Below are 21,413 nucleotides of genomic sequence, written 5' to 3'. Positions count from 1 at the left end.
CGGCGGCCCGTAGCCGTCCCGGAAGCGCGGCCAGACCCCTTCGGTTGGCGATTGAGCGCGAGAGCCGGCGAGCGGTGCGTCTCGAGGAGTCGCAACGGAGCGCCACGACGATGCCGACGAAGGCCGCCGGACCCCATGGTAGATATTTAGCTAATGTGCTAAACATCTACCATGACAGAAGCTCAGGACGAGGCAGGGGCATTCCGTGCGCTCGCTGATCCAACGAGGCGCCAGATCCTTGAGGACCTCAGAGGTGGCGAGCTCGCGGCAGGCGAGATCGCGAGCAGGTTCGCGATCAGCGCGCCGTCCATTTCACGGCATCTCGGCGTGCTCAAGGGAGCGGGGCTCGTCACCGAGCGCCGGGACGGCAACCGGATCCTCTACACACTGGCCGAGGATCGCCTGGCGACCTGCATCGGTCGGTTTCTCAGCGCCGTCTGCCCCGAGCAGATCGTCCTGCGCCACACCAGATGGCGCCCCGGGGCGCAGAGTGAGGGATCATGAGGCAACCGCGCCTGTCCAGCGTCGTTGAACGACGGCTTCTCGTGAACTACCGGGTCGCCCCGGACGCCGCGGCACGCCTGCTTCCCAAGCCCCTGCGCCCGCAACTGGTCCACGGCCACGCGGTCGCGGGCATCTGCCTACTGCGGCTGGGAAGTGTCCGGCCGGTCTGGGCCCCAAAGGCACTCGGGCTGCGGAGCGAGAACGCGGCGCATCGGATCGCCGTCGAATGGGACGGACCGGACCGCGTTGAGACCGGCGTCTACATCCCGCGTCGCGACACCGCCTCGCGGCTCAACGTCTGGGCCGGAGGCCGCGTCTTCCCCGGCGAACACGGCCGCGCCGGTTTCGAGGTGCACGAGACATCCGGCCAGGTGCGTGTCGCCTTCGCGACATGGGACGGCGACACCCGGGTGGACGTGACCGTCGAGCCGTCCGACGAGCTGCGGGGCAGCGAGCTCTTCGCCGATCTCTCCGAGGCCTCCCGCTTCTTTCAAGGCGGGGCGAAGGGCTACTCAGCCACCAGGTCCGGCCGCCACCTGGACGGCATGGAACTGCACACCGACGCCTGGCGCGTGGAAGCCGGCCGGGTTCGCTCCGCCGCGTCGTCCTTCTTCGACGACCCGGATCACTTCCCGCCAGGGAGCGCAACCCTGGACTGCGCCCTGGTCATGCGCAACGTTCCCGCCAGTTGGCGGCCGCTCCCGACCATGGCCACCGACCGAAGCGCGCAACTCGCCAAGTGAAGCACTCAGTCACAACAAGGCGTTCGGGCCCCGCTCACGTATCCGCTGGCGAGCGTCACAAAATCTGGAGCACGCACCGGGGTAACTTCCGATAGGACACGCCTTAGCGGCTGAGGAACCTCTCGACCACCGCCGCCAGGGCCTCCGGACTTTCGTCCGGGGCGAAGTGGCCGGCGTCATCGAAGACCTCGAGTTCGGCGTTCGGATACCACTGCAGCCAGGTTGACCGCATGGTGTCGGGGCCCATCGCCGGGTCGTTCGCACCGGCCACGACGAGCACCGGGGTCGTGTTTCCCTCGACCAGCTCGTGGATGTCGGGTCCGCGCGTCCAGGATTCGAGGTACGAGCGCAGGGCCGCCTGCGAGGAGCGTTCCGAGCCGCTCACTCTGGCGTCCAGCCACGCATCGTCGTGCCGACTACCGGTGGTGACGTCGAAGATCGTCCTGCGGTTGCCGGACTCCTCCACGGCCCCGACGAACAGCTCCCACATATCCCCTTCGAGCGGGAACCCGGACGCGGGCACCGGCGAGATACCGACGATCGAGCGGATCCGCGAGGGGGCGTCCAGCAACATCTGCTGGGCCGCCTTGCCGCCCATGGAGTGACCGATGACCGAGAAGGTGTCCCAGCCGAGGTCGTCGGCCACGGCGAGGGCGTCCGCCGCGACCTCCTCCATCGTGTACGTGCCGGGGGTGTCCATCGCCTCGCCATACCCACGGCAGTCCACGAACGCGTAGCTGAACGCGCCCCCGTCCAGGTGCTGCCTCAGATGGCCGAAACTCGACCTGTCACTGAGCCAGTGGTGAAGCGCGAGGACCCGTTCGGGCCCGCTGCCCTGTACCTCGTACGGAATTACATGTCCTGCTACTTGGCCTGTCACAACATTGGGCACTTCCCTCCGGGCCGGGCCCGGAATCCCGTCGACTTGAGGTTTCGCCTCAACGGCGTACAGGAAAGCCAGGCCAGAACCGGGTTACCCCCTGGCGACGGGGGGTGGGTCTTCGAGGGACACGCGGCGAGCGGGGGCGTCGTGCAGCAGCAGGTTGAGCAGCGCCGTCGGGGGCAACGGCTCACCGGCGCTGCCCGAACGCATCTGGCGGTCGGTCCGGGACGGGGATGTCGCCATCCCCTTCTTGTCCCCCATTTTCCGCCCTCCGTCGCTCACCGGTCCGGGAGGCGCCGGCGCTGGCCGGGGACGACGCTGGTCATGCGGTCAACGGGCTTGCGTGGGGGTGCGGTGGGCAGCGCGACAGGAGTGTGCTGCAGCTCACGTGAAAACGGTGACAGGGTGTTGTCGCGGATGACTGCGATTGTCGACGGCATGACGATCACCGATGAGGACTGTCTCGCCGAGACCCTGGCATTCAACAAAGAATTCGAGGCCTCTGCCGCGAGACGCCCGGCGCGCGAAGAGACGCCGGACGCAACCGCGCTGGCCACCCTTCGGAGCAACCGGCTCGGCGGCGACACGCCACCGGTGCGACTGCCGCAGGGCCAAGACCGCGTCATTGCCCAAGGGGTGAGGGTCCGTGCCTTCGTGCCCGACCGCGTCGACGGCGTGTATCTACACATACACGGAGGCGGCTGGGTATTCGGTTCCGCGGACGGGCAGGATGAAAGACTGTGGCGGCTCGCCGAGCAGGCACGGCTGGCCGTGGTGAGCGTGGAATACCGCCTCGCGCCGGAACACCCCTTCCCTGCCGCCCCCGACGACTGCGAAGCGACCGCCCGGTGGCTGGTGGACCACGTCGCAGACGAATTCGGCACCCAACGGCTGCTGATCGGAGGTGAATCGGCCGGCGCCCACCTGAGCGTCGTGACGCTGCTGCGCCTACGCGACCGGCACGGCATCACCGGCGCGTTCCGGGCGGCCCACCTGCTCTTCGGCCCCTACGACCTGTCGATGACACCAAGCCAGCGATCGTTTGGCTGCAAGCGGCTGCTGAGCAATACCGACACGCTACGGCGGACCTACGAGCTGTTCACACCCGGCATGGGGGTGGAACAACGCCGCGATCCCGAGGTCTCACCGCTGTTCGCCGACCTTGCCGGTCTGCCGCCCGCCCGGATCGTCGTCGGCACCGAGGATCCGCTGCTGGACGACTCGCTGTTCCTGGCCAAGCGGTGGCAGGCAGCAGGCGCGCCTGTACAGCTCGGTGTCGTCGCCGGGGCGATGCACGGCTTCACCCTGTTCCCACTGACCGTCACCGAGCGGGAACTGCAGCGCCAGCAGGACTTCCTGTCCACCACAGGACGGTAGCGTCGCCCGCATGAACCGCACGGCCAGACTCTATGCACTGGTGGAAGAGATGCGCGCGGCGGCACCGCGGCCGCTGACGGTCGCGGCCTTCGCCGCACGATTCGAGGTGAGTACGCGCACGGTGCAGCGCGACCTCCAGACGCTGATGGAGACCGGTGTCCCGGTACGCGCCACACCCGGGCGAGGCGGGGGCTGGTCGATCGACCCTCGGATGACCCTGCCCCCGATCCACTTCACCGCCGATGAAGCCTCGGCACTGGCCGTCGCCCTTGCCGCGGCCGACGCCTCCGCCCCGTACGCCGGTGCGGCCCGCACGGCAGCCCAGAAGATCGCGGCCTCGATGACCGGCCCCGCCGCGGTGGCGGCACAGGAACTCGCCGCACGCATCGTTGCGCTGACCTCGCCGTCCGACCCCACGGTCCGCGCCGCGGTGGAACAGGCCCTCACCACCAACACGGTGCTGAGGCTTTCCTACATCGACGCAGCAGGACGCGAAAGCGACCGCGCGGTGGAACCGGCGGGACTGCTCGCCGCCGACGGCCGGTGGTACCTCATCGCCTGGTGCCGCACGCGACAGGCCGGCCGGGGCTTCCGGCTGGACCGCATCACAGCAGCGGTTCCAACCACGGAGCAGGCACAGCCCCAGGACCTGACCGAACTCCTGCGCGGCTCGGCCGGAGCCGGCGCTGTGCAACCCACCACGCTGGATCCACTCGCACCCCCGCCTTGCAGCCGCTATCCGACGCAGTGGCCTCGCTCTCGCAGCGCCAGCGACAGCTTCTGCACTGCTTGTACTCAAGGCACTGCGCCAGGAGGGTCAGGCAGCGGGCTACCCGGGATGCACCCTGCTTGACCTGCTACGGTCCGCTGCCTCCGACAGAGCAGGGCGTCCCTGGCCCAACCTGGGCCCAGCTGCCCGTGACAGGGTGGACGGCCACTGCTAGGACTCGACCGGGCCGCCGGGCAGGTGGTCGACCTCCAGGCGGATCAGGGTGCCCTCGATGAGAGGGAGTTCGCCGTCGTGGTCGATCCACGCGGAGCGGTGTGTGAGGCGGGGGTGTATGCCTCCACCGGCAGACCTTGCAGGTGGTGGGCCGTGCGCGGGGCGTCGAAGACGACCACGATATCGGCGTCGCCCTCGCGCCATTGCCCGCCGACGATCACGCTTTCGATCACGCGGCGGACCTGGACGGCGGTGACCTCGGCGACGTCATCTCGGGCCCGAGTCTGACCGCGTTCAGACCGTGCCGTGGTCCGAACGGCTCGTCCTGCAGGGGTTGTTCTGGGTGGCGCTGGTGCCGACCCTGCCCACCGTGTGGTTCGAGCGCGCGGCGATCCGTACCTGAGCACGCGGGACCAGGCCGGATGTTCAGGGCTGAGCCATCCACGCTCTCGTGGCTCACCACCAAAGCCAGGCTCCGGAAGGGACATGCCAGATCGCTGCATTGAAAGGCCGAGTCAGGCGTACATGTAGCTATGGGTCCAGTAGCCGCTGGCCGTGAACTCCCGTCCGCACCGATGACACGGCGCCGTACGCCCTTCGTCGGCGAACTCGAACACGTTGTACACGCCGATCACGGTGTCGCGCAGGAGTTGCTCTTCGTGCACCTTATGGCCGACGGCGTGGGCGACGATGTCCAGCGCGGTCGGTGTTCGACCACATGGACAGCGTGACTGGCCGGAGGCGGGGATGACTGAGAAGTCGACGATGGAATCCAGGGGAAGCCTCAGCAGGCCCTCGATGTAGCGGAGTTCCACGCCGGGAGTTTCGACTACAGGTCCCTGGTGTGGGAGGAGTGAGATGGCCCTCCGCATCTCGATGTCGTCAAGCTTGATGCCGGCCCGGGCACCGCTCCTGCGGTACTGGGCTTTCAACTGCTCGAGGGTTGTGGTGTCCACCGTTCATCCCTTCGGTTTCGTGCGCGCAATGAGGGCCAGGAGGGACCGATTTGACTTCTGTGTGCGCCGGACAGCCGTGCTGGTGGCTCTCACCGGCGCCTGTTGAGCATGGTCTCGCTGTCCAGAGCCAGAGGTAGTCGCGCCGCTCATTGGAAATGACTGCTGCGACGATGCAGATGGGACCGAACCTCAGAACCACGTGATAGTTCGCGACAGTCGCGAATGGATCGCTACCGTTCTTCCAGTACATATTCCACGGCTCGTATCGGATCTCGGCGAAGAAACGCAGGCCGCCGTCAATCGGGTGACAGCCTCCGACCCCGCGGCGGCTTGGAGATCGGCGGCTTTCACATGCCGCGAAGAAGGTCCCGGGCCGCAAGAGATGCCTTGCCGTGGACACATTGGGCCGGTCATCGATGTCGCGATCGTCGAACGCAACCCCGCCGACAAGGGCTCGCCCCGCACCCTCGTCCGGTGGGGCCGCTGGACTCCGTCGCAGACTCAGGCCGACCGACGTCGCCGTTCCCACCTCTCTATGGGCAGAGGTTGCAAACGGCCCCCGGCCGAAGCGGAAACGCGCTGCCCATGCGAAACCGGGGACCGATTCAGCTGGCCGTCGGCGGCGTACGGAATCGCTTCTGCGTGCGCAGACGACGGCAACACCGAAGAGCTGACGTTCACTGAGATGGTCGCCTGAGGTCACCGATCCGGCCGAACGGCCGTAACCGGCTCCATGTTCGTGCGTTGGACGCGAGCACATGCCGTACTCCCTGCGGCGGGCCCACTTCTTAAGGAGATCTTGATGTCGCGTATCGCAAAGGCCGTAGCGGTTGCCGCCTCGGCCGCTGCCGTCCTCGCTGGCGGCGCTGGTATGGCGGCCGCGGACGCCACGGCCGAGGGCGCTGCCGTCGGCTCCCCCGGCGTCCTGTCCGGCAACGTCGTCCAGGTGCCCGTCCACATCCCGATCAACGTGTGCGGCAACTCCGTCAACATCGTCGGCCTCCTCAACCCGGCCTTCGGCAACGCCTGCATCAACAAGAGCGGCGGGGACAAGGCCGACCACCACAAGGCCGACCAGCACGGCGAGCACTGAGCATCACTGGCTCCTGACCTGCCGGCAGCCACCGTGCCGGAGCCAACAGATCAGGCTCTGAACCAGCCGCATGGCTGAGGGGAGTCGCCATTTGGGTGACTCCCCTCAGCCATGCCCCCAACCCGCGTTGAGGGCGGACGAACGGGAAGGATGACGGCCTCACCCTCAGCCGGATGCCGCAGCCGGACCAGCCCCGAACGGGGCGGCGTCTTCGACGCCCACGTCCAGACGCAGCCGCTTGAAACGCAGCGGATGGCGGAAGAAGCCGCCCCGGTCCACGGCGCCGGTTACCACCATCGACTGGCCGCTGTCATCGCTCACCAGACCGTCCTGCACCCAGCGCCGCCGCCAGCGCCCCGGATCTGACCACCCGAGCCATTGGAACGGTCCGGTCGCCACCGGATCTGTTTCGACAGGGCAATCCGGTCCGGGCGACGAGGAGGGGCGTCTACTCAGGGCAATAACGGCGAACCGTCACGACGCGGTGCAGATCACTCTGGCGCCGGCGCCGGGGCATGTCGGCCAAAACACCGTGGAGGCTGCCGTGTTCGGCGCGGACGGCGGCATCTCCCGACCGACATCGACCAGGTCACCGTCCGAACGGAGCCGCATCGCTCCGTAGCCGCACGCCGGGCACCTCATCCGTACGAACCCGATCGCTCGATACCGGGCGGGATGTAAGGAGGGGCGCTTCCTGACCTGGTCATGGGGGCGTTGGGCTTCGCGGCCGGGCCGGCCATCTCGATCGGCGCCGGTGGGGCGGCTTGCTGCGGCGTTCCTGCCGCCGGGCTCAGCGCCCCGCATGTTCATCGCGGCCCTGCTGCATCGATCCGGGCTGCGGTCCGTTTTGACCCGGCGGGCGCCCAGGGGGCGCAAACGCGCACGTCAGCTGCGCAGCGTGCTCCTGTGATCAGGGACTCAACCCCTTGGCCGAATCGCATACGCGCGATAGCGTCACAGCGACATTTACACATAGAGACGACGGCGAGACGGAAGCCCGGTGAGAATCCGGCATGGTCGCGCCACTGTGTGCTGCGGCGACATCCCCCGGGGTGGCGTCGTGGCGAGTCAGACCCGCGGACCGTCGTCCTGCACCACCGTATGGGACGCGCTGTTCCCCGAGGAGGTTCCATCATGGCCGAGGCTATCGCTTCCGCTGCCATATCCACCCCCGCCGGCTCCCTGTCGGCTCCGCTGCCTGTGCGCGCGGTCCTGCCCTGGGCGCTCTTCGTCGGTCTCCTGATGCTCGTCGCCCTGTACTTCGTCGGGGCCGAGCAGGGCGCCACGGCCGTGTTCGCCGGCGAGGGCGTGCACGAGTGGGTGCACGACGGTCGTCATCTGCTCGGCTTCCCCTGCCACTGAGAGGCCACGCACATGTACGCCTCCACTGTCAGAGGTCTGCTGGTCCGCGGCATGCTCGCGGGCCTGATCGCCGCACTGTTCGCCTTCGCCGTCGCCTACGTGGTGGGTGAGCCGCCGGTACGGGGTTCCATCGCCGTCGAAGAGGCCGCGGCTGCCAAGGACACCGCGAGCGCCCCAAGCGGTCATGCCGGGCACGGCGGTGACGCCGCGTCGGGCGAAGCCGCCGAGGAAGAGGAAGAGCTCGTCAGCCGGCCGGTCCAGTCGACCTTCGGCCTGGCCACCGGTGTCCTGGTCTACGGAGTCGCGCTGGGCGGCATCGCCTCGCTCGCGTTCTCGTTCGCCCTCGGCCGCGTCGGTGGGTTCAGCCCGCGGGCCACAGCCGCGCTCACCGGGGCGGGCGCGTTCGTCCTCGTCTACCTGGTGCCGTTCCTCAAGTACCCGGCCACCCCGCCGGCGGTCGGCAACCCGGACACGATCGGCCAGCGCACCACGCTGTTCTTCCTGATGATCCTGCTCAGCGTGCTGCTCGGGGTGGGCGCGATCATCCTCGGGCGACGGCTGGCACCGCGCCTGGGCAACTGGAACGCGACGCTGGCCGCGGGCGGCGGCTTCATCGTCGCCGCCGCCCTGGCGTTCGTGTTCCTGCCGGACAACAGCGACGCCGTCCAGCCCGGTTTCCCCGCCGCCCTGCTGTGGGAGTTCCGGGTCGCCTCGCTGGCCGTTCAGCTCGTGCTGTGGACGGTGTTCGCCATCGTCTTCGGTGTCCTCGCCCAGCGGCTCCTGGCCGCACGCACGGATGCCGACCGTGCCGACGCCCCGGCGCCGGCTGCAGCGTCAGCGCTCGGCTGAACGACCACCGCGACCGCCGGCAACGGCCCTGCCGCCCCAGTGCTGGGGCGGCAGGGCCGTTCGCTTGCGCGCGGCCGTGCGTCAGCCGGAGGCTGGGGTCAGCTCACGTGCCGGAGAGGCGAGGCGCCCGCTCCGGGCGAGGACCGCGACGGCGGCTGCGACGACGAACAAGCCGGTGGTGGCACGGGTTCCCGCGGTGTCGCCCAGGCCGCCCCCCGCGGCCAGTGGCAGGGCGAGGTACACCTGAAAGGTCAGGACGCAGGAGCCGATCATCGCCACCGAGAAGAGCAGGAACAGCCGGTTCGCCAGGACGCTGCGCCACTGGGCCGCACCCCGTCGGACGGATCCGCCGCGGCGATGCTGCCGCCTCGTTCCGGGAGACAGCCGCACGACGAAGCCCCAGATCGATGACCTGGGGCTTCGTTGAGGGGCGAGGACGGGAACCGGGCCCGCGCCGGGTAAGGCTGCGGGTCCGTCCGGTTCCCACCTGGGAGGCTGTGCCCCTTACCGGTTGAGGATCTGCTCGGCCTTGGCGGCCACCTGCTCGGCCTGGATGTCGCGGCCCTTTTCATTGGGGTGTGCGTACCAGGGGAGCCACTGGTCGCCCTCGCCGATCTGGGAGTTCTCCAGCAGGCCGCCGATGCCCCGGTTGCGGCCGTCGCACGCCGTGTTGCTGCCGGTGTTGGCGTAGAGGTCGACGAAGTCGGCGCCGGCGTCCGCGACGGCCTTCTTCATCGTGTCGTCCAGCCGCTTCTGGATCTGGTCCAGGACCGGCAGGGCGTCCTGCGGGATGTCGGCGAGCGGCAGCTCGGTCTGGCCGGGCGCCGGGGTCAGGCACTTGTTCGTGTCCTCGGGCACGAGCCTGGGGTAGCCGACCAGGACGGGCTTCGCGTCGGGGGCGAAGTACCGGATGCGCTCGAGCATCTCCTCCAGGTCCCATCCGACCTGCTCGAACTGGTCGTCCAGCCATTGCTTTCCGTCGCCGGACGCGAAGAACTCGTCGCACGTGGCGGCCGGTTCGTCCCCGTCCACTGGGTATCCCGGCAGCAGACCGTGATCCGGGCTCCGGAGCTTGTCGGAACACTGCTTCAGGATGCGGGTGAAGCCCAGCGTGTTGCCGCCCATGCTGCCCACGGCCAGTTGGGTGTTGTCCTTGAGCGCGTTCTGCTGCGGCGGGACCTTCAGGCCGAGTGGCAGCTCCTGCTCGTCCCAGAAGTGGTGGATGAGTGCGCCTCCGCAGGAGACGTCCGACTGGACGTCGAGCGTGACGCCCTTGTCCGCGAGGCGCCGGGTGGCGACGGTGGGATAATTCTCCTTCGCCTGGAAGCAGAGGGTTTTGTCGCCGTCCTGGTTGAAGGGTGCGATGCCGAAGTTGGCGGTGTAGGAGTCGCCGAAGAAGACGGTCGGTACGGGGTCGGCGGGCGCCGCGCCGGCGCTTCCCGCCGGGTCGGCGAGCGCCAGGCAGCTGCCCAGCGCGATGGCCGCGGAGGTCAGCCGCCGTGCCACAGGGGTCTTCGTCGTCTTACGCATGGCCGAGGACATGGCTGTGCCCTTTCGTCGAGGCCCACGAGGAGAGGCCAGCGAGCTGGAACACTCCGTATTCAGTCATGCGCGGAGCGTGATGATCCAGTGGTTGTGAGCCAAACCAGGCGTTCCTGGACAGCCCCTCTCATGTGTGCCCATCTCGCCTGTTCAGCAAGGGCGTTGGGGAGGCATGGCCGATGAGTCCGGATGTGATCACGACCCGAAAGGGGAGGAGCCTGCCCGACTGCCGCGCGGGCCCGGCAGCGTGGCCGCGTACTGCGGGGGCAAAGGCGTCTGATGTGCAGCCGGCCATGGCGCACAGAGGAGCGGCCATCGAAGAGGAGTTTCGCGGCCGACGCTGTCGCCTCTGCGTACTTGGCCAAAAGTCTGTCTGCTGCGTGAGCCCAGGTCGGCCGTCTGTGGGTGGGGAATCTCAGCCAACTTCGGCAGTGTGCGCCTCGATCAAGGGCACCAGCTGGGCGAAGACCGCGGACCGGACCTCTTCGCCGATGTACTCGGGAAGCTTGATCACCGGTGCCGGGCCGTGCCGGTAGAAGAGATTGGGGACGAGCACGTCATACCCGTGCCCGGCCAGTTCGCGGGCCATCTCCCGCAGCACGGGACGGATACCGAAACCGTCCGCGTACATGGAGGCGGAGCCCGCGCAGCAGCGCCAGATCCTCGATCCAACAGCGGGCCAGCACCGGCCCGTACGGCGCTCAGAGCAGCGCCGGGTCACCAATCCGTGCGTGGCGCAAGGCCGTCCCGGTCTCATCGCCGCACAACGTAGCCCGCCGGACAGGATCGATGCCAGTACTCCCCCATTCCACAGTGCTGTTCGCACAAATGGTCTGCGCCGACGCCAGGGCCGTCGATTCGCCGGACCTACGCCACCGATAGCCTGCGTCATCATGATGCGCGCCTGGATCTTGCCGACGTTGCTTTTGGTCTGCGGCTCACTCGTTACGGCCGCGCTGGTCGTCAGGGGGTCCCCCGCCGCCACTGCACTACTGCTGTTGTTCGTCCTGCTCGCCGGGCTGCACTCGCCGCTGGCGTTCCCCCGCTCGGTCGGTGCGGTGGAGGCGCAACGCCGCAGCGACGTCGACGGCCGACCCGTCGTCTACTGGCGGGCGGGCTGCAAGTACTGTCTGCGCCTACGGGTCCGGTTGGGCCGCAGCGCGCGCCAACTGCACTGGGTCGACATCTGGCGCGACCCGATGGGAGCGGCAACGGTGAGGGCGGCAAACGGTGGCGACGAGACCGTGCCGACCGTCGTGGTGGCAGGCCGACCGCACGTCAACCCCGATCCCGAATGGCTGCGCGGACAACTGACCGCATCCAGATGATCGGCCGCGGCACCCCATCCCGTACCTACAGGTGCATTTGCGTAACAGGTCAGCGCGCGCACGGCCCGGTCTGAGAGGGTGCCCAGGTCACGGACACGGGGCGCGGCGGGGTGGGTGCGTCCATCGGGGTCCGTCCTGACGGGGGTCCTTCACTCGCGCAAAGAATAGAACGTGCGCCCGAGATGCCACCTGATCTGCCGCACCTGCGCACCGTGGCCACGTACCTGCGGGCCGAGCCGGGCCCGGCCGAGTGGGCACTGAGCACCGGGGAGGAGCGGGAGGCCCTCGCCGCGCGCCGACGCCGCTGCCCGGCCGCCCTCGGAGTGCTGGAATGAGCGGAGAACGGCAGGGTGGAGGGATGAGCCCCGCCGTGCGCGTGATCGTCTACCCGCCGGACGCCCAGGGCGGGCGCCGCGTCCGCTGCGACGGCGAGATCCTCGGGCGCGCCCTGAGCCCAGGCGGCCTCCTCGAGCTCCTGCGGCGGGTCGGCCTGGACCCCGACGACGTCCACCTGGACGATGCGCTGCTGATCGAGTGGCGCGGCGGCGGGCCTGCGGTGTGGAGCCCGGATCTCGGCGAGGAGTGAACGCGGCAGTGCGGGCCGCCTCCCGGCGAAGGTAGCGGACCGCACTGCCGCGCTGGTCAGCGGCGTCTGCCGCGAGGATCTAGGCCTCGGCTGCCGAACGCAGGCTCATCACGTAGGTCTGGGCGTCGCCCTCGAACAGCGTCACCTGCTCAGCGCCACCGTCGAGAAGCTCCTTCCACACCTCACCGATCCACACCTCGGCATCCCCCTGCGTAGTGAACTCCTCCGGCTCAACCGCAGGCGCCGTATCCGTGCCGTAGGCCGCCTCTTCACCCTGCGCCACCGGCGAGGAGTGAACATTCCGGGATTCGGTCCGGCATGCACGGCCGCCGCTGCGGCCGTCCGCACCGACCATCTATCAAGATCGACTCTTGGCGTCAAGCCACGTATTCGAGTGGCGTGACGCACACCCTCCCGCAGGGTTTATTTGAAGTACGCCCTCACCGGGGAAACCCACCGGAGAACAGCAGGCCGAAGAATTTCCCCGGCCTATTCCGCGGGGCGGCTCACAAACCCTTATTCATGCCGAATGGAGAATTCCAATGTTCGAGCGTTTCCCGACCCGTCGTATTGTTCTGGCCGGAGCTTCCCTGGCACTGGTCGGCGGCGGCATCGCCCTCCCCGCGACCGCCATGGCCGCACCCACCGCCGCCCCGCAGCAGGCCGTCAGCCTCCTCCAGGACGACAGCGCCGACGGAATTGGCACCGGCGGCGACGCCAACGCCGAGAACACCACCGTTGGCGGCGAGGCCACCGGCGGCAACGCCAACTCCGGCGTCGGCAACTGTGAGGGCGGCTGCGAGGTCACCACCGGCAACGCCACCGGCGGCAACGCCAGCGCCGACGCCATCAACACCGGCGACGCCACCGCCGTAGGCGGCGACGGCACCGGCACGGGCGGCCAGGTGAACAAGCAGACCATCAAGGACCAGCTCAAGGACGAACTCAAGGCAAAGCTCGGCAAGTGAGACCCCACAACCCATAGCGCCCCGGGAACACTCCCCGGGGAGCCCCCCGACACAGCACACACGCATACGCCGGAGAGGCCCACCGCCTCTCCGGCGTCCGCATGCCCAGCCGCGACTTCCCCACACGCCAACGTGCTCAAAACCGATGACTTCGCCGCCCGCCGCCCCCAGCCTCGAAGAACACGAGTCCGTCCACCAGATCACAGCGCGGCGCCGACCTTCGACGCCGATGGGGATGCGTCAGGCAGCGACGAAGCCGACATCGCGGCGCCGTCTCTCCCCACTGGAGGACAGGCATATCAACTTCCTGGGCCGCGACCGCTTCGAGTCCGCCCCAGCGGGCCCGGTCAGGGCCTACGACCGCTCCGCGACCCGGGCGCCATCGAAGACGTCGATGGCGAGGAGTGACGGTCTCGGCCCGGCCGTTGCAGACTTCATGGGCGTGAGCCCGGTCATCCCCGGAGGAATGCCGCCGTGGTCGCCACGAACCAGCCGGCGTCGTCGAGCCACGGATAGTGGCCCGCTCCCGGTTGCACCACGAGTGCGGCGTCAGGGAACACTTTCGCGAACTCGGCCGCGGACACGGGCGGGCTGTTCAAGTCGAACTCTCCGGTGAGCAGCAGAACGGGTGCCTCGCAGGCGGCGAGCGCCGCACGAGTGCTCTCCGGGTTGAAGGCGCCCTCGGCCGCGAAGAGAGCGACAGCTTCCTGGTTGCTCGGCTGGCTGGCTGTGTGGTGCTTCTGTGCTGTGGCGTCCCATCGGCCCCAGAAGAAGGGTGCGACGGCTTCCCAGTCGCTGCCCGTGCCCTCGGCGATCGCCTGCAAGGCGGCGAACGCCGCTGGGAACCACGGCTCGTTCTTCCGAAGCTGTGCGAGCTCGCGCCGCATCTCTCCCGTGATCGCTACACCGACCGCTCGGGTGCTGGGGCCGATGAGCGCGAGCTTGCTGACTTTCCCCGGGTACTGGGCCGCGTATTGCGTCGCAATGTTCGTACCGGCGGAGTGGCCGAGCAAGCCCATCCGGGGAAGGCCGAGGTGCTCGCGTAGCGCCTCGACGTCGTCGACCAGGCGATCACAGCGGTAGGAGGAGGTGTCTTCGGGAAGCCCGGACCGGCCGGTGCCGCGCAGGTCGAGGACGATCAGCTGGTGGCACGCGGACAGGCCGCCGAGGTCACCGAGGTAGACGGAGTCCGCAGGACCTCCCGGGATGCAGACGACTGGGTCGCCATCACCGATCACACGGTACGAGAGCTGGGTTCCGTCGGTCGCGGAGAAGGTAGGCATGAGGCGGATCCTGCCAGCCATAACCAGGTTGTACAACCAGGTTATGCGGGAGTGCGTTCTGGTGTATAACCGGGTTGTGGCAGGTGAAGAGAGCAAGCCCCAGATCCCCGAGACGCTGACCGAGAACCAGGCCGAGCGGATGCTCGCCGGCCTGAACGACATCATCCGTGCGGGCGAGGAGGCGCGAAAGCTACGCGCAGAAATGATCAAGGTGCTTGCGGGCTTCGGCTGGACGCAAGACCGCATCGCGCAGCTCACCGACATGAGCCAGCCCGCCGTGTCCAAACAGATGGCGAAGCACAAAGCCGACGACCTACAGCCTCCGATGGGGCTCTCCGTCGACCAGCACGACGCCCCCTGGCTCGAAGGACGACTATGGGGCCTCGCCGAGGAGATTTCCGAGACCTTTCACGAAACCGCCTGCTGCACCCGCTTCGTCAACGCACTCACCCGGGGGAAGAAGCTCTTCACGCCCCAGAACATCGACGAGCTGCGGCGTCTCATCGAAGAGGATCTGAGGCAGCACCGGACGGAGCTGCCCGCCAGTTACCGGGCCGCGTACGACGAGATCAGCCGCGGCCTCGACCTTCCCTCGAACGTCACCACCACCACATCAGCATCTGTACGCCGCTCCATCGCTCGCCAGATCCAGCGCGATCTACTCAGGGGTGACGCGTAAGCCGGTCCCAAAAGGTCGTCTTCGTCGGATCTCCCGGGCGATGTAGCTCGCCTGAGGTGCGGATGCCCCGCTCGGCAAGCATCTGTGCCAATCCGTGGGTGGAGGAGATGATGCATCCGCCGCGCGGGATGTATGCCAGGGCTGCACCTCTACCGGCTCTGCTGGTCCGGCGACACCCTGGTGGCCAAGGGCACTTGCCTGCGAGTCGGTCCTGACCTGCCCCTACCCCGGCCGGGGGGTGGGGCGGGAATCGCTCGGGTCGGCTGGTCGGCCGCGTCGGGCCTTCTGAGGCAGGCCCTTCTCCGTCGCTGGTGAAGTAGTCCGAGTCCCTGGGGCGGGCTGTTTCGTTGCTCGCAGGACGGGGGGCGGGTTCGAGGTGGGGTATGTACTTGGAGCAGTGGATGTAGGCCTCCTCGACGGTGAGATGGACCCACATCTGCGGACTGCGCCCGGGCGCTGCATCGGCGGGCAGGGCGGGGTAGGCGGGACGTAGGTCCGCATCGCGGTAGAGGCGGACCACTCCGTTGACGTGAAGCCCCACGTGGTGATGGGTGAAATCCACGAAAAGCATGCCGAGGTGAGGATTCTCGGTCATGTTCCCGGTGCTGGCGAGCACCCCGTTCCCCCGGAATTCGGGGTAGGCGAGCGTGTGTTCGTCGATCACGTGCACAAATCCCGGTGGCCCGGCCCGAAAGCTGGCGTCACATTCCCCATGGGAGTCGGCGGTGGCCAGGAAGACCATTGCCTGGCGGCCGATGAAATCTCGCATCTCGGGTGTGAGGTGGGGCCGGACCTGTCGGTCGTAGAAGCGGGCGGCACGGTCGGCGGTACCCAACTGCTGCTGCAGCTGGTGTTCACCTGCTGATCCGAAAGGCTGCGGAAGCTGGGTCACGAGGTTCTCCTGGCAAGGCGGACAGAGGGACGCGGCTCATGGGGCGGAGAGGACGGGAGTCTCGAAGGGGTCGTGGTGGATGCGGTCGGGCATCGTGCCGTCCAGGGTCAGGGTCTCGCCGGCGGACATGACCATCGCAGCGGGGCCACTGAGAAAGACGTCGTGGTGGTACCACGGTCCGTACTCGGACAGTACGTCCGGCAGGGACCCCCGGATTCCGGGGATGTACTCGTGGGAGACCGCGCCTCGAATGGTGAGCCAGTGGTGCCGCTGAGCCATCCGGAGCATGTCGTTGACTCCGTACAGCTCGGCACCGGTGCGGGCACCGAGGAACAGGTCCACTTGATGGCGTTCCCCTCGGCGCGCCACCTCCTCGATGAGTGCGCGGATCGGGGCGAGACCGGTGCCGCCGGCCACGCAGAGCAGGTCCTCGTGGACGGCCGCGTCCAGGACCATGTCTCCCATCGGTGGCCCCAGCCGCAATACATGCCCCACCGCGGCTCGGTGCACCAGTGCATCGCTGACCGAGCCGCCGGGCACGGCGCGCACGTGAAAGGTGAGGGTGCCGTCCTCACGAGGCGCGTTGGCGACGGAGTAGTGGCGCCACAGCTTCGGCCACCAGGGGGTCTCGAGGCTCACGTACTGTCCGGCGGAGTACTCGTACGGTTCGTGGGGGCGTACGGTGATTTCGGCGATGCCGTGTCCGTGCGAGACCCGGTGCACCACGGTGGCCGGCCACACGGCAGGCCGTACCGCCTCGTCCTGCTCGGCCGCCCTGATCATGACTTGGGCGATGACGCCGTACGCTTTCGCCCAGGCGGCGGCAATGTCCACGGTCCACGCGTGGCCGACGTAGCGGGCCAGAGCGGCGAGGAGGCACTCGCCGACGGCCGGGAAATGCGCGGCAAGTGTGCCGAACTTGCGATGATCGCGGCCGAGGTGTCCGCAGAAGCGGACCAGGCTCTCGGGGTCGTCGACCAGGTCCACGATGCGCAACAGCGCGCGAAGGAGACGACCGCGCTGGGCGTCCATCCCTGGCGGGAACATCGGACGGACCTCAGGGTAGCGGGCGAACAGGATCGCGTAGAAGTAGACCGTCATGTCCTCCGCGAGGGGGGCGACCACCGATACGGAGGCCCTGATGAGGGCTATCTCGTGATCCGACAGGGGTGCTTCGGCAGTCTCGGGCTGCACGGTCTGTACGGCCGGGGCGGGCGCCGGACCCTCCGGAGACGGGCGCACAGGTGTGCTCGGACGACTGATCCGGAACCTCAAGGGGCCAGCGCTCCCCCATCCGCTGCGCGTGATGACCTGCGTCGGGCATTGCAGGGGAGCACCTCTCTCCAGGGGCCTCGCCACCGGGGTGCGCCGAGAGACGCACCTACGCTGGACGTCCCCCTGACGAAAGTGGCACGGACGTCGAACGGAGCGAACATGAATCCTCATTGGGCTGCGGAGACGAAGAAGCGGACGAAATACTCCCGAATGCGTCATGATCCTCAACGAGGTTGGCGGCCTGGGGAAGGGGTGCAATCACACCAGAACGCGTGAGAGGACCTGTCGCATCACCCCACCCGGCGTCGTCCGGTCCGGTCGATGCGGTCCCACAGCGACCTACCGTCCGCCACTCGCTGCTGCACCACCCCGTGCCCCCTCCACTACGCGAGAATCTCCTCGCTCCGACGATGCCCGAGCCAGGGGCTCCGCGGCAGGAGAACCGGCACATCAGACCGGCCGGGAGCACGGCCGACACCTTCGAGGGCGTCCGGCACATCGTCAAAGACCGCCGCTCACCCGAACTGGCCGCGTGCACACCATCGAACCGACCCGGGAGAACCTCCTTGCGCCGCGCCTCGACTCTCCGGTGTCGTCACCGTCGAAGCCACCGACGCGCCGGAAACGCGTCGAGTACGCCACCTGGAGCCGCCACACCCCTATCCCGGCGGCAACGCCTTCCTCACCCTTCTGGGCATCACGCCCCAGCAGTCGGAGCCGATCCGGTGATCAAGCCTTCGCGCTCTACTGAGCCGTAGGCCTTGAGGGCACGGCGCGACCGTGGGCGCCGGACCCGGCGGCCGACTCCTTCTGCCCCCGCGTCCCCTGCCACGATTTCGTGCGCAGCGCCCCTCGGCTCGGGAACATGCACACATGCAGACATGCAGACATGCAGACATGCGCCGGTGGCCGGGATACCGGCGAAGGCTAGGGTCGTGAGCATGACGAAGATCAACATGGTGACGATCGCCACGGCAGCCACGCTCACGCTCGTGGGCGCCTCCGTTCCCGTGTCCGCCGCTGCGGTACCGGGACAGACGGCAGCCCTGGTCACCACTGGCGCCATATTCAACGACCCCACCGACCCGGCCGGGCAGAACGCGATCCTCGGGCACATATCCCATCTCATCGACGGAGCCGTGACCGGCTCCGACATCAAGATCTCCTCGTACGTCTTCGAGTCGGACTGGCTGGTAGGGCGGCTGAACGCGGCCCACCTGCGCGGCGTCAACGTCCAGGTGGTCCTGGACAGCGAGAGCGTCGCCCGTCAGGCGGGCGGCCCCGCCTACGCCGCACTCCGCGACGGGCTTGCCCGGAAGACCGCGTCCTCGGGGAACTCGTGGATCCGGGTGTGCGCAGAGGGGCAGGCCTGCCTGGCCAAGGACCCGAACCCGCACGACTCGTTCCCCAGCGTCAACCACAACAAGTTCTACCTCTTCTCCCGGACCACCGGCAGCGCGACCGCCACCGTCCCGGTGGACGACGTCGTCGTACAGACTTCCGCGAACCAGACCGTGTGGGACCGGGAGAAGGCCTGGAACGACGCCCTGACCGTCGCCGGGAACAAGGCGCTCTACGACGGCTACGCCGCCTACTTCACCCGGCAGGCTGCAGCCCAGGCGGACCCTGCCCTGCAGGTCTCCGATCTGCCCGACGACACCCAGGCGGGACCGGCGAAGGCGTACTTCTTCCCCCGGTCCACCGATGTGGTACTCAACATCCTCAACACAGTCGACAACCCGGTTCCCGGCCAACTCGCCTGCCACGGCAACTCAGCCGGCTACGGCACCGCCGACGGCCGCACCGTCATCCGCGTCGCGATGCACCAGATCACCCGGCTCGAGGTCGCGAAGAAGCTATGGGAACTCGACGACGCCGGCTGCTACGTAGACATCGTCTACCGCAACCTCGACAACACCGGAAGGCAGATCGTCGACCAGCTGGCCAAGCCCACCCGGTACGGCGGCATCGGCCTCCACCGGCTCAACGACGACACTGCGGGCGGAACCTCCACCCATTCCAAGTACCTCCTCATCGAGGGCACCTACAAGGGCCTCCCCGACCAGAAGATCGTCTTCACCGGCAGCCACCCCTACACCGTTTCCGGTCTGACCAGCAACGACGAAGCCCTCCTCAAGTACGACGACACTCCCCGCACGCCGGACACCCCCAGCCCGGTCTACGACGCCTACCGCGAGAACTTCCGCACCCAACGCACCCACGCGGACCAGTAGCCACTCCGACCCACCCTGCGCGCTGCACTCTGACCGACCGCTCCCCCACCTTGGGGGGCGGCTCCGTCGGCACGCCCACCTCCACCGTCGCACCCGACCTCATGGCTACGCGCGACGATGCGCCCCGCGAAGCACGGCAGGTTGGTCATCGTTCACTCGGCCCGAGCCGCCGCCTGGGTGGAAGGCAACAGGAGCAGGCCCTGGCCACGTACTTCGTAGTGCAGGGTCGCGCCCTGCACGCGCAGATTGCCGATGGTCGGGGAAGTCATGAGGAGTCCTTCTCGGGAAGCGGGCCAGTGCTCCAGGAGGGTGTTCAGGGCGTCGGGGGCCCGAACCCAGGACTGCTGCGGCGAACGCTCGTGCGCGAACCGTCCCGCGGCCTCCAGGGCGACGAACCCGTGGAACGTGCTGCGCAACAACCGGACCGCGTCGGTCAGATCGGGCTCGGCACGTCCGGGCCGGTACGGGGTGGTGCGTAGTGGCCCGGCATCTCGGCCCGTGCGTCATAGCCGGATGGAAGCTTTCAGCCCGTTGGTCCAGTGGGTGACGTGGGGCCGGTGAGTCGGGCCCGGTTCCCGTCCGCGCAGCCGGATCAGGGGCGGTTCAGCATCCGCCGCCGCAGGCTGTCGTAGATGGGTTCGCTCCCCAGCCGGTCCGCGGTCACTGTCGCGGCGAAGCAGGCGATCAGCAGCGGGACGAGGAGCGGGGTGGCACCGGTCATCTCCACGACCAGTACGACGCCCGTGACCGGCGCCCGTACGACCCCGGCGAACAGGGCGGCCATCCCTGCAACGGCGAACGCGCCCGGGCCGGCCGAGTGCACCGGCAGCAGTGGCGCCGCGACAGCGTGCGCGAGGGTCCCCCACAGGGCGCCCAGGGCCAGCAGCGGAGCGAACAACCCGCCCGGGGTCGCGGCCGCATAGCTGAGCGGCCCCGCCACGAACCGGACGGCGAGATATGCCGCCAGAGCCGCCACGGCAGGACTCTCGCCTGCCAGCAGCCGCGCGCTCAGCTGGTCACCGCCCCCGGCCAACAAAGGGTCGTACGCCATCAGCAGGCCGACGACGGCCCCGATGACGGCCGCCCGGACCACGACCGGCACCCGCGTGAGCCGGTCGCACACGGTCAGCATCCCTACGACGAGACCGCTGTAGGCAGCGCCCAGCGCTCCGGCCGCCGCACCGAACAGCAGGAAGACGGGCAGCATCCACACCGGCGGGACCGGTACGTCGGAAACCGGGAACACCGGCGCGTCGCCCACGAGGAACGAGGAGCACGCAACTCCCGTGGCCGTCCCGAGGAGAGTGAGCAGCACCAGGCGGGGCCGGACCGTGCGGGCCACTTCCTCGCAGACGAACAGCAGCCCGCCGAGTGGGGCGGTGAACGCCACGGCCAAGCCCGCGCCGCTGAGCGCGGTGTGCAGCAGCCGGGTGTCCTCGGCGCCCAGCCGCGTACGGCGGCCCGCCTCGGACCCGATCGAGGCCCCCATGTGCACGATCGGGCCCTCCCGCCCGAGTACCAGGCCCGAGCCGATGGCGATGAGACCGCCGAAGAACTTCGCGGGCAGTAGCCACATCGAACGGCCTGGCAATTCGACCTCTTCACGCCACACGGCTTCGACGTGCTGGATCCCGCTGCCCGCAGCGTGCGGAACCCGCCGGGCGATCGCGCACGCCACCGCCGCGCCCGCCGCCGCGAGCACCATCGGAATCAGCCATCCCGGGCCGCCGAGCCCGGCAGCAGCCTCCAGCACCGAGCTGCGCAGCCTGTCGGCGCGTTCCAGGCACCACCGGAACGCCCCACCTACCAGCCCCACCAGGCAGCCCGCCGGCACCGCGACGAGGTAGGCGCGGTAACCGTCCCGGACCCGGCCGGCCGTCACGCCGGCCCCATATGACCGGGACCGGGCCGAGCAC

Annotated in this window: 23 protein-coding genes and 4 pseudogenes; 13 read left to right on the top strand and 14 right to left on the bottom strand. The window is 68.7% G+C overall.

All coding sequences use genetic code 11. The annotated features are described in order from the left end of the window. The first annotated feature begins 171 nt into the window (after positions 1-171). Both OHT74_RS37610 and OHT74_RS37605 read left to right on the top strand, forming a co-directional pair. A complete protein-coding gene (locus OHT74_RS37610; protein WP_328622776.1) occupies positions 172-504 on the top strand; it encodes a metalloregulator ArsR/SmtB family transcription factor in 333 nt (110 codons plus the stop codon). Then, positions 501-1,247, top strand: a complete 747-nt coding sequence (locus OHT74_RS37605) for a DUF2071 domain-containing protein (RefSeq protein WP_328622775.1) — start codon at positions 501-503, stop codon at positions 1,245-1,247. Before OHT74_RS37610 ends, OHT74_RS37605 begins: the two co-directional genes overlap by 4 nt. A 103-nt stretch (positions 1,248-1,350) precedes the next feature. Here the strand turns inward: OHT74_RS37605 and OHT74_RS37600 are convergent, their stop codons facing one another. After that, a complete protein-coding gene (locus tag OHT74_RS37600; RefSeq protein ID WP_328622774.1) occupies positions 1,351-2,127 on the bottom strand; it encodes an alpha/beta fold hydrolase in 777 nt (258 codons plus the stop codon). A 93-nt stretch (positions 2,128-2,220) separates the two neighbouring features. After that, positions 2,221-2,391: a hypothetical protein gene (locus tag OHT74_RS37595; protein ID WP_328622773.1), complete on the bottom strand. Its 171-nt coding sequence runs from the start codon at positions 2,389-2,391 to the stop codon at positions 2,221-2,223. A gap of 156 nt (positions 2,392-2,547) precedes the next feature. Here OHT74_RS37595 and OHT74_RS37590 point away from each other — a divergent pair, with 156 nt between their 5' ends. Both OHT74_RS37590 and OHT74_RS37585 read left to right on the top strand, forming a co-directional pair. Continuing rightward, positions 2,548-3,507 (top strand): alpha/beta hydrolase, encoded by a 960-nt coding sequence (locus OHT74_RS37590; RefSeq protein WP_328622772.1) that lies wholly within the window; start codon positions 2,548-2,550, stop codon positions 3,505-3,507. Positions 3,508-3,517: 10 nt separating this feature from the next. Continuing rightward, a complete protein-coding gene (locus OHT74_RS37585; RefSeq protein WP_328622771.1) occupies positions 3,518-4,360 on the top strand; it encodes a helix-turn-helix transcriptional regulator in 843 nt (280 codons plus the stop codon). A gap of 102 nt (positions 4,361-4,462) precedes the next feature. Here the strand turns inward: OHT74_RS37585 and OHT74_RS37580 are convergent. Beyond that, positions 4,463-4,748: pseudogene (locus tag OHT74_RS37580) on the bottom strand (hypothetical protein); the annotation flags it as partial. A 217-nt stretch (positions 4,749-4,965) separates the two neighbouring features. Continuing rightward, positions 4,966-5,406, bottom strand: coding sequence for a hypothetical protein (locus OHT74_RS37575; RefSeq protein WP_266671182.1), 441 nt, complete (start codon positions 5,404-5,406; stop codon positions 4,966-4,968). 802 nt (positions 5,407-6,208) lie between these two features. Between OHT74_RS37575 and OHT74_RS37570 the strand changes: the two genes are divergently transcribed. Beyond that, positions 6,209-6,499, top strand: coding sequence for a chaplin (locus tag OHT74_RS37570; protein WP_266671180.1), 291 nt, complete (start codon positions 6,209-6,211; stop codon positions 6,497-6,499). Positions 6,500-6,664: 165 nt separating this feature from the next. Here the strand turns inward: OHT74_RS37570 and OHT74_RS37565 are convergent, their stop codons facing one another. Continuing rightward, complete coding sequence (locus OHT74_RS37565) at positions 6,665-6,820, bottom strand: hypothetical protein (protein ID WP_328622770.1); 156 nt, start codon at positions 6,818-6,820, stop codon at positions 6,665-6,667. An 813-nt stretch (positions 6,821-7,633) separates the two neighbouring features. Here OHT74_RS37565 and OHT74_RS37560 point away from each other — a divergent pair. Further along, entirely contained in the window at positions 7,634-7,861 is a 228-nt protein-coding gene (locus OHT74_RS37560; protein ID WP_266671178.1) for a CbtB domain-containing protein, read from the top strand. 12 nt (positions 7,862-7,873) lie between these two features. After that, positions 7,874-8,710 carry a CbtA family protein gene (locus tag OHT74_RS37555; RefSeq protein WP_328622769.1) on the top strand — a complete coding sequence of 279 codons (837 nt, stop codon included), beginning with the start codon at positions 7,874-7,876 and terminating at the stop codon, positions 8,708-8,710. 81 nt (positions 8,711-8,791) lie between these two features. Here OHT74_RS37555 and OHT74_RS42255 read toward each other — a convergent pair whose 3' ends face one another. The 3 genes and pseudogenes from OHT74_RS42255 to OHT74_RS37540 form a co-directional block, all read right to left on the bottom strand. Further along, positions 8,792-9,100, bottom strand: a complete 309-nt coding sequence (locus tag OHT74_RS42255) for a hypothetical protein (RefSeq protein ID WP_443047639.1) — start codon at positions 9,098-9,100, stop codon at positions 8,792-8,794. A 114-nt stretch (positions 9,101-9,214) separates the two neighbouring features. Next, positions 9,215-10,240, bottom strand: a complete 1,026-nt coding sequence (locus OHT74_RS37545; RefSeq protein WP_328622768.1) for an SGNH/GDSL hydrolase family protein — start codon at positions 10,238-10,240, stop codon at positions 9,215-9,217. A gap of 436 nt (positions 10,241-10,676) precedes the next feature. Continuing rightward, positions 10,677-10,883: pseudogene (locus OHT74_RS37540) on the bottom strand (dienelactone hydrolase family protein); the annotation flags it as partial. 262 nt (positions 10,884-11,145) lie between these two features. Here OHT74_RS37540 and OHT74_RS37535 point away from each other — a divergent pair. From OHT74_RS37535 to OHT74_RS37525, 3 genes are all read left to right on the top strand, one after another. Next, positions 11,146-11,580: a glutaredoxin domain-containing protein gene (locus OHT74_RS37535; protein WP_328622767.1), complete on the top strand. Its 435-nt coding sequence runs from the start codon at positions 11,146-11,148 to the stop codon at positions 11,578-11,580. 182 nt (positions 11,581-11,762) lie between these two features. Then, positions 11,763-11,915: a hypothetical protein gene (locus tag OHT74_RS37530; RefSeq protein WP_328622766.1), complete on the top strand. Its 153-nt coding sequence runs from the start codon at positions 11,763-11,765 to the stop codon at positions 11,913-11,915. A gap of 23 nt (positions 11,916-11,938) precedes the next feature. Beyond that, positions 11,939-12,166: a hypothetical protein gene (locus tag OHT74_RS37525; RefSeq protein ID WP_266671169.1), complete on the top strand. Its 228-nt coding sequence runs from the start codon at positions 11,939-11,941 to the stop codon at positions 12,164-12,166. A gap of 79 nt (positions 12,167-12,245) precedes the next feature. On the opposite strand, the gene OHT74_RS37520 is transcribed toward OHT74_RS37525, so the two are convergent. Then, positions 12,246-12,449 carry a hypothetical protein gene (locus OHT74_RS37520; RefSeq protein ID WP_328622765.1) on the bottom strand — a complete coding sequence of 68 codons (204 nt, stop codon included), beginning with the start codon at positions 12,447-12,449 and terminating at the stop codon, positions 12,246-12,248. Between the two features lie 259 nt (positions 12,450-12,708). On the opposite strand from OHT74_RS37520, the gene OHT74_RS37515 reads away from it, so the two are divergent. Beyond that, the gene (locus OHT74_RS37515; RefSeq protein ID WP_328622764.1) at positions 12,709-13,134 is read left to right on the top strand and encodes a hypothetical protein; all 426 of its coding nucleotides are present in this window, start codon (positions 12,709-12,711) and stop codon (positions 13,132-13,134) included. Between the two features lie 452 nt (positions 13,135-13,586). Here the strand turns inward: OHT74_RS37515 and OHT74_RS37510 are convergent, their stop codons facing one another. Next, positions 13,587-14,417, bottom strand: coding sequence for an alpha/beta fold hydrolase (locus tag OHT74_RS37510; protein WP_328622763.1), 831 nt, complete (start codon positions 14,415-14,417; stop codon positions 13,587-13,589). Between the two features lie 76 nt (positions 14,418-14,493). Here OHT74_RS37510 and OHT74_RS37505 point away from each other — a divergent pair, with 76 nt between their 5' ends. Continuing rightward, positions 14,494-15,096 carry a sigma-70 family RNA polymerase sigma factor gene (locus OHT74_RS37505; RefSeq protein WP_328622762.1) on the top strand — a complete coding sequence of 201 codons (603 nt, stop codon included), beginning with the start codon at positions 14,494-14,496 and terminating at the stop codon, positions 15,094-15,096. A 310-nt stretch (positions 15,097-15,406) separates the two neighbouring features. Here OHT74_RS37505 and OHT74_RS37500 read toward each other — a convergent pair. Together OHT74_RS37500 and OHT74_RS37495 are read right to left on the bottom strand one after the other, a co-directional pair. Then, positions 15,407-15,988 (bottom strand): annotated as a pseudogene (locus OHT74_RS37500) (pyridoxamine 5'-phosphate oxidase family protein); the annotation flags it as partial. Between the two features lie 36 nt (positions 15,989-16,024). Continuing rightward, entirely contained in the window at positions 16,025-17,182 is a 1,158-nt protein-coding gene (locus tag OHT74_RS37495) for a globin domain-containing protein (protein WP_328622761.1), read from the bottom strand. Positions 17,183-18,204: 1,022 nt separating this feature from the next. Between OHT74_RS37495 and OHT74_RS37490 the strand changes: the two genes are divergently transcribed. Continuing rightward, positions 18,205-19,497: a phospholipase D-like domain-containing protein gene (locus tag OHT74_RS37490; RefSeq protein ID WP_328622760.1), complete on the top strand. Its 1,293-nt coding sequence runs from the start codon at positions 18,205-18,207 to the stop codon at positions 19,495-19,497. A gap of 275 nt (positions 19,498-19,772) precedes the next feature. Here the strand turns inward: OHT74_RS37490 and OHT74_RS37485 are convergent. Further along, positions 19,773-19,952, bottom strand: a pseudogene (locus OHT74_RS37485) (TetR-like C-terminal domain-containing protein); the annotation flags it as partial. Between the two features lie 137 nt (positions 19,953-20,089). Next, positions 20,090-21,379, bottom strand: a complete 1,290-nt coding sequence (locus OHT74_RS37480) for a chloride channel protein (RefSeq protein WP_328622759.1) — start codon at positions 21,377-21,379, stop codon at positions 20,090-20,092. Positions 21,380-21,413 lie beyond the last annotated feature (34 nt).

The sequence above is a fragment of the Streptomyces sp. NBC_00354 genome, assembly GCF_036106915.1.
Taxonomy (GTDB): domain Bacteria; phylum Actinomycetota; class Actinomycetes; order Streptomycetales; family Streptomycetaceae; genus Streptomyces.
This window is presented reverse-complemented; position numbering and strand designations above follow the sequence as displayed.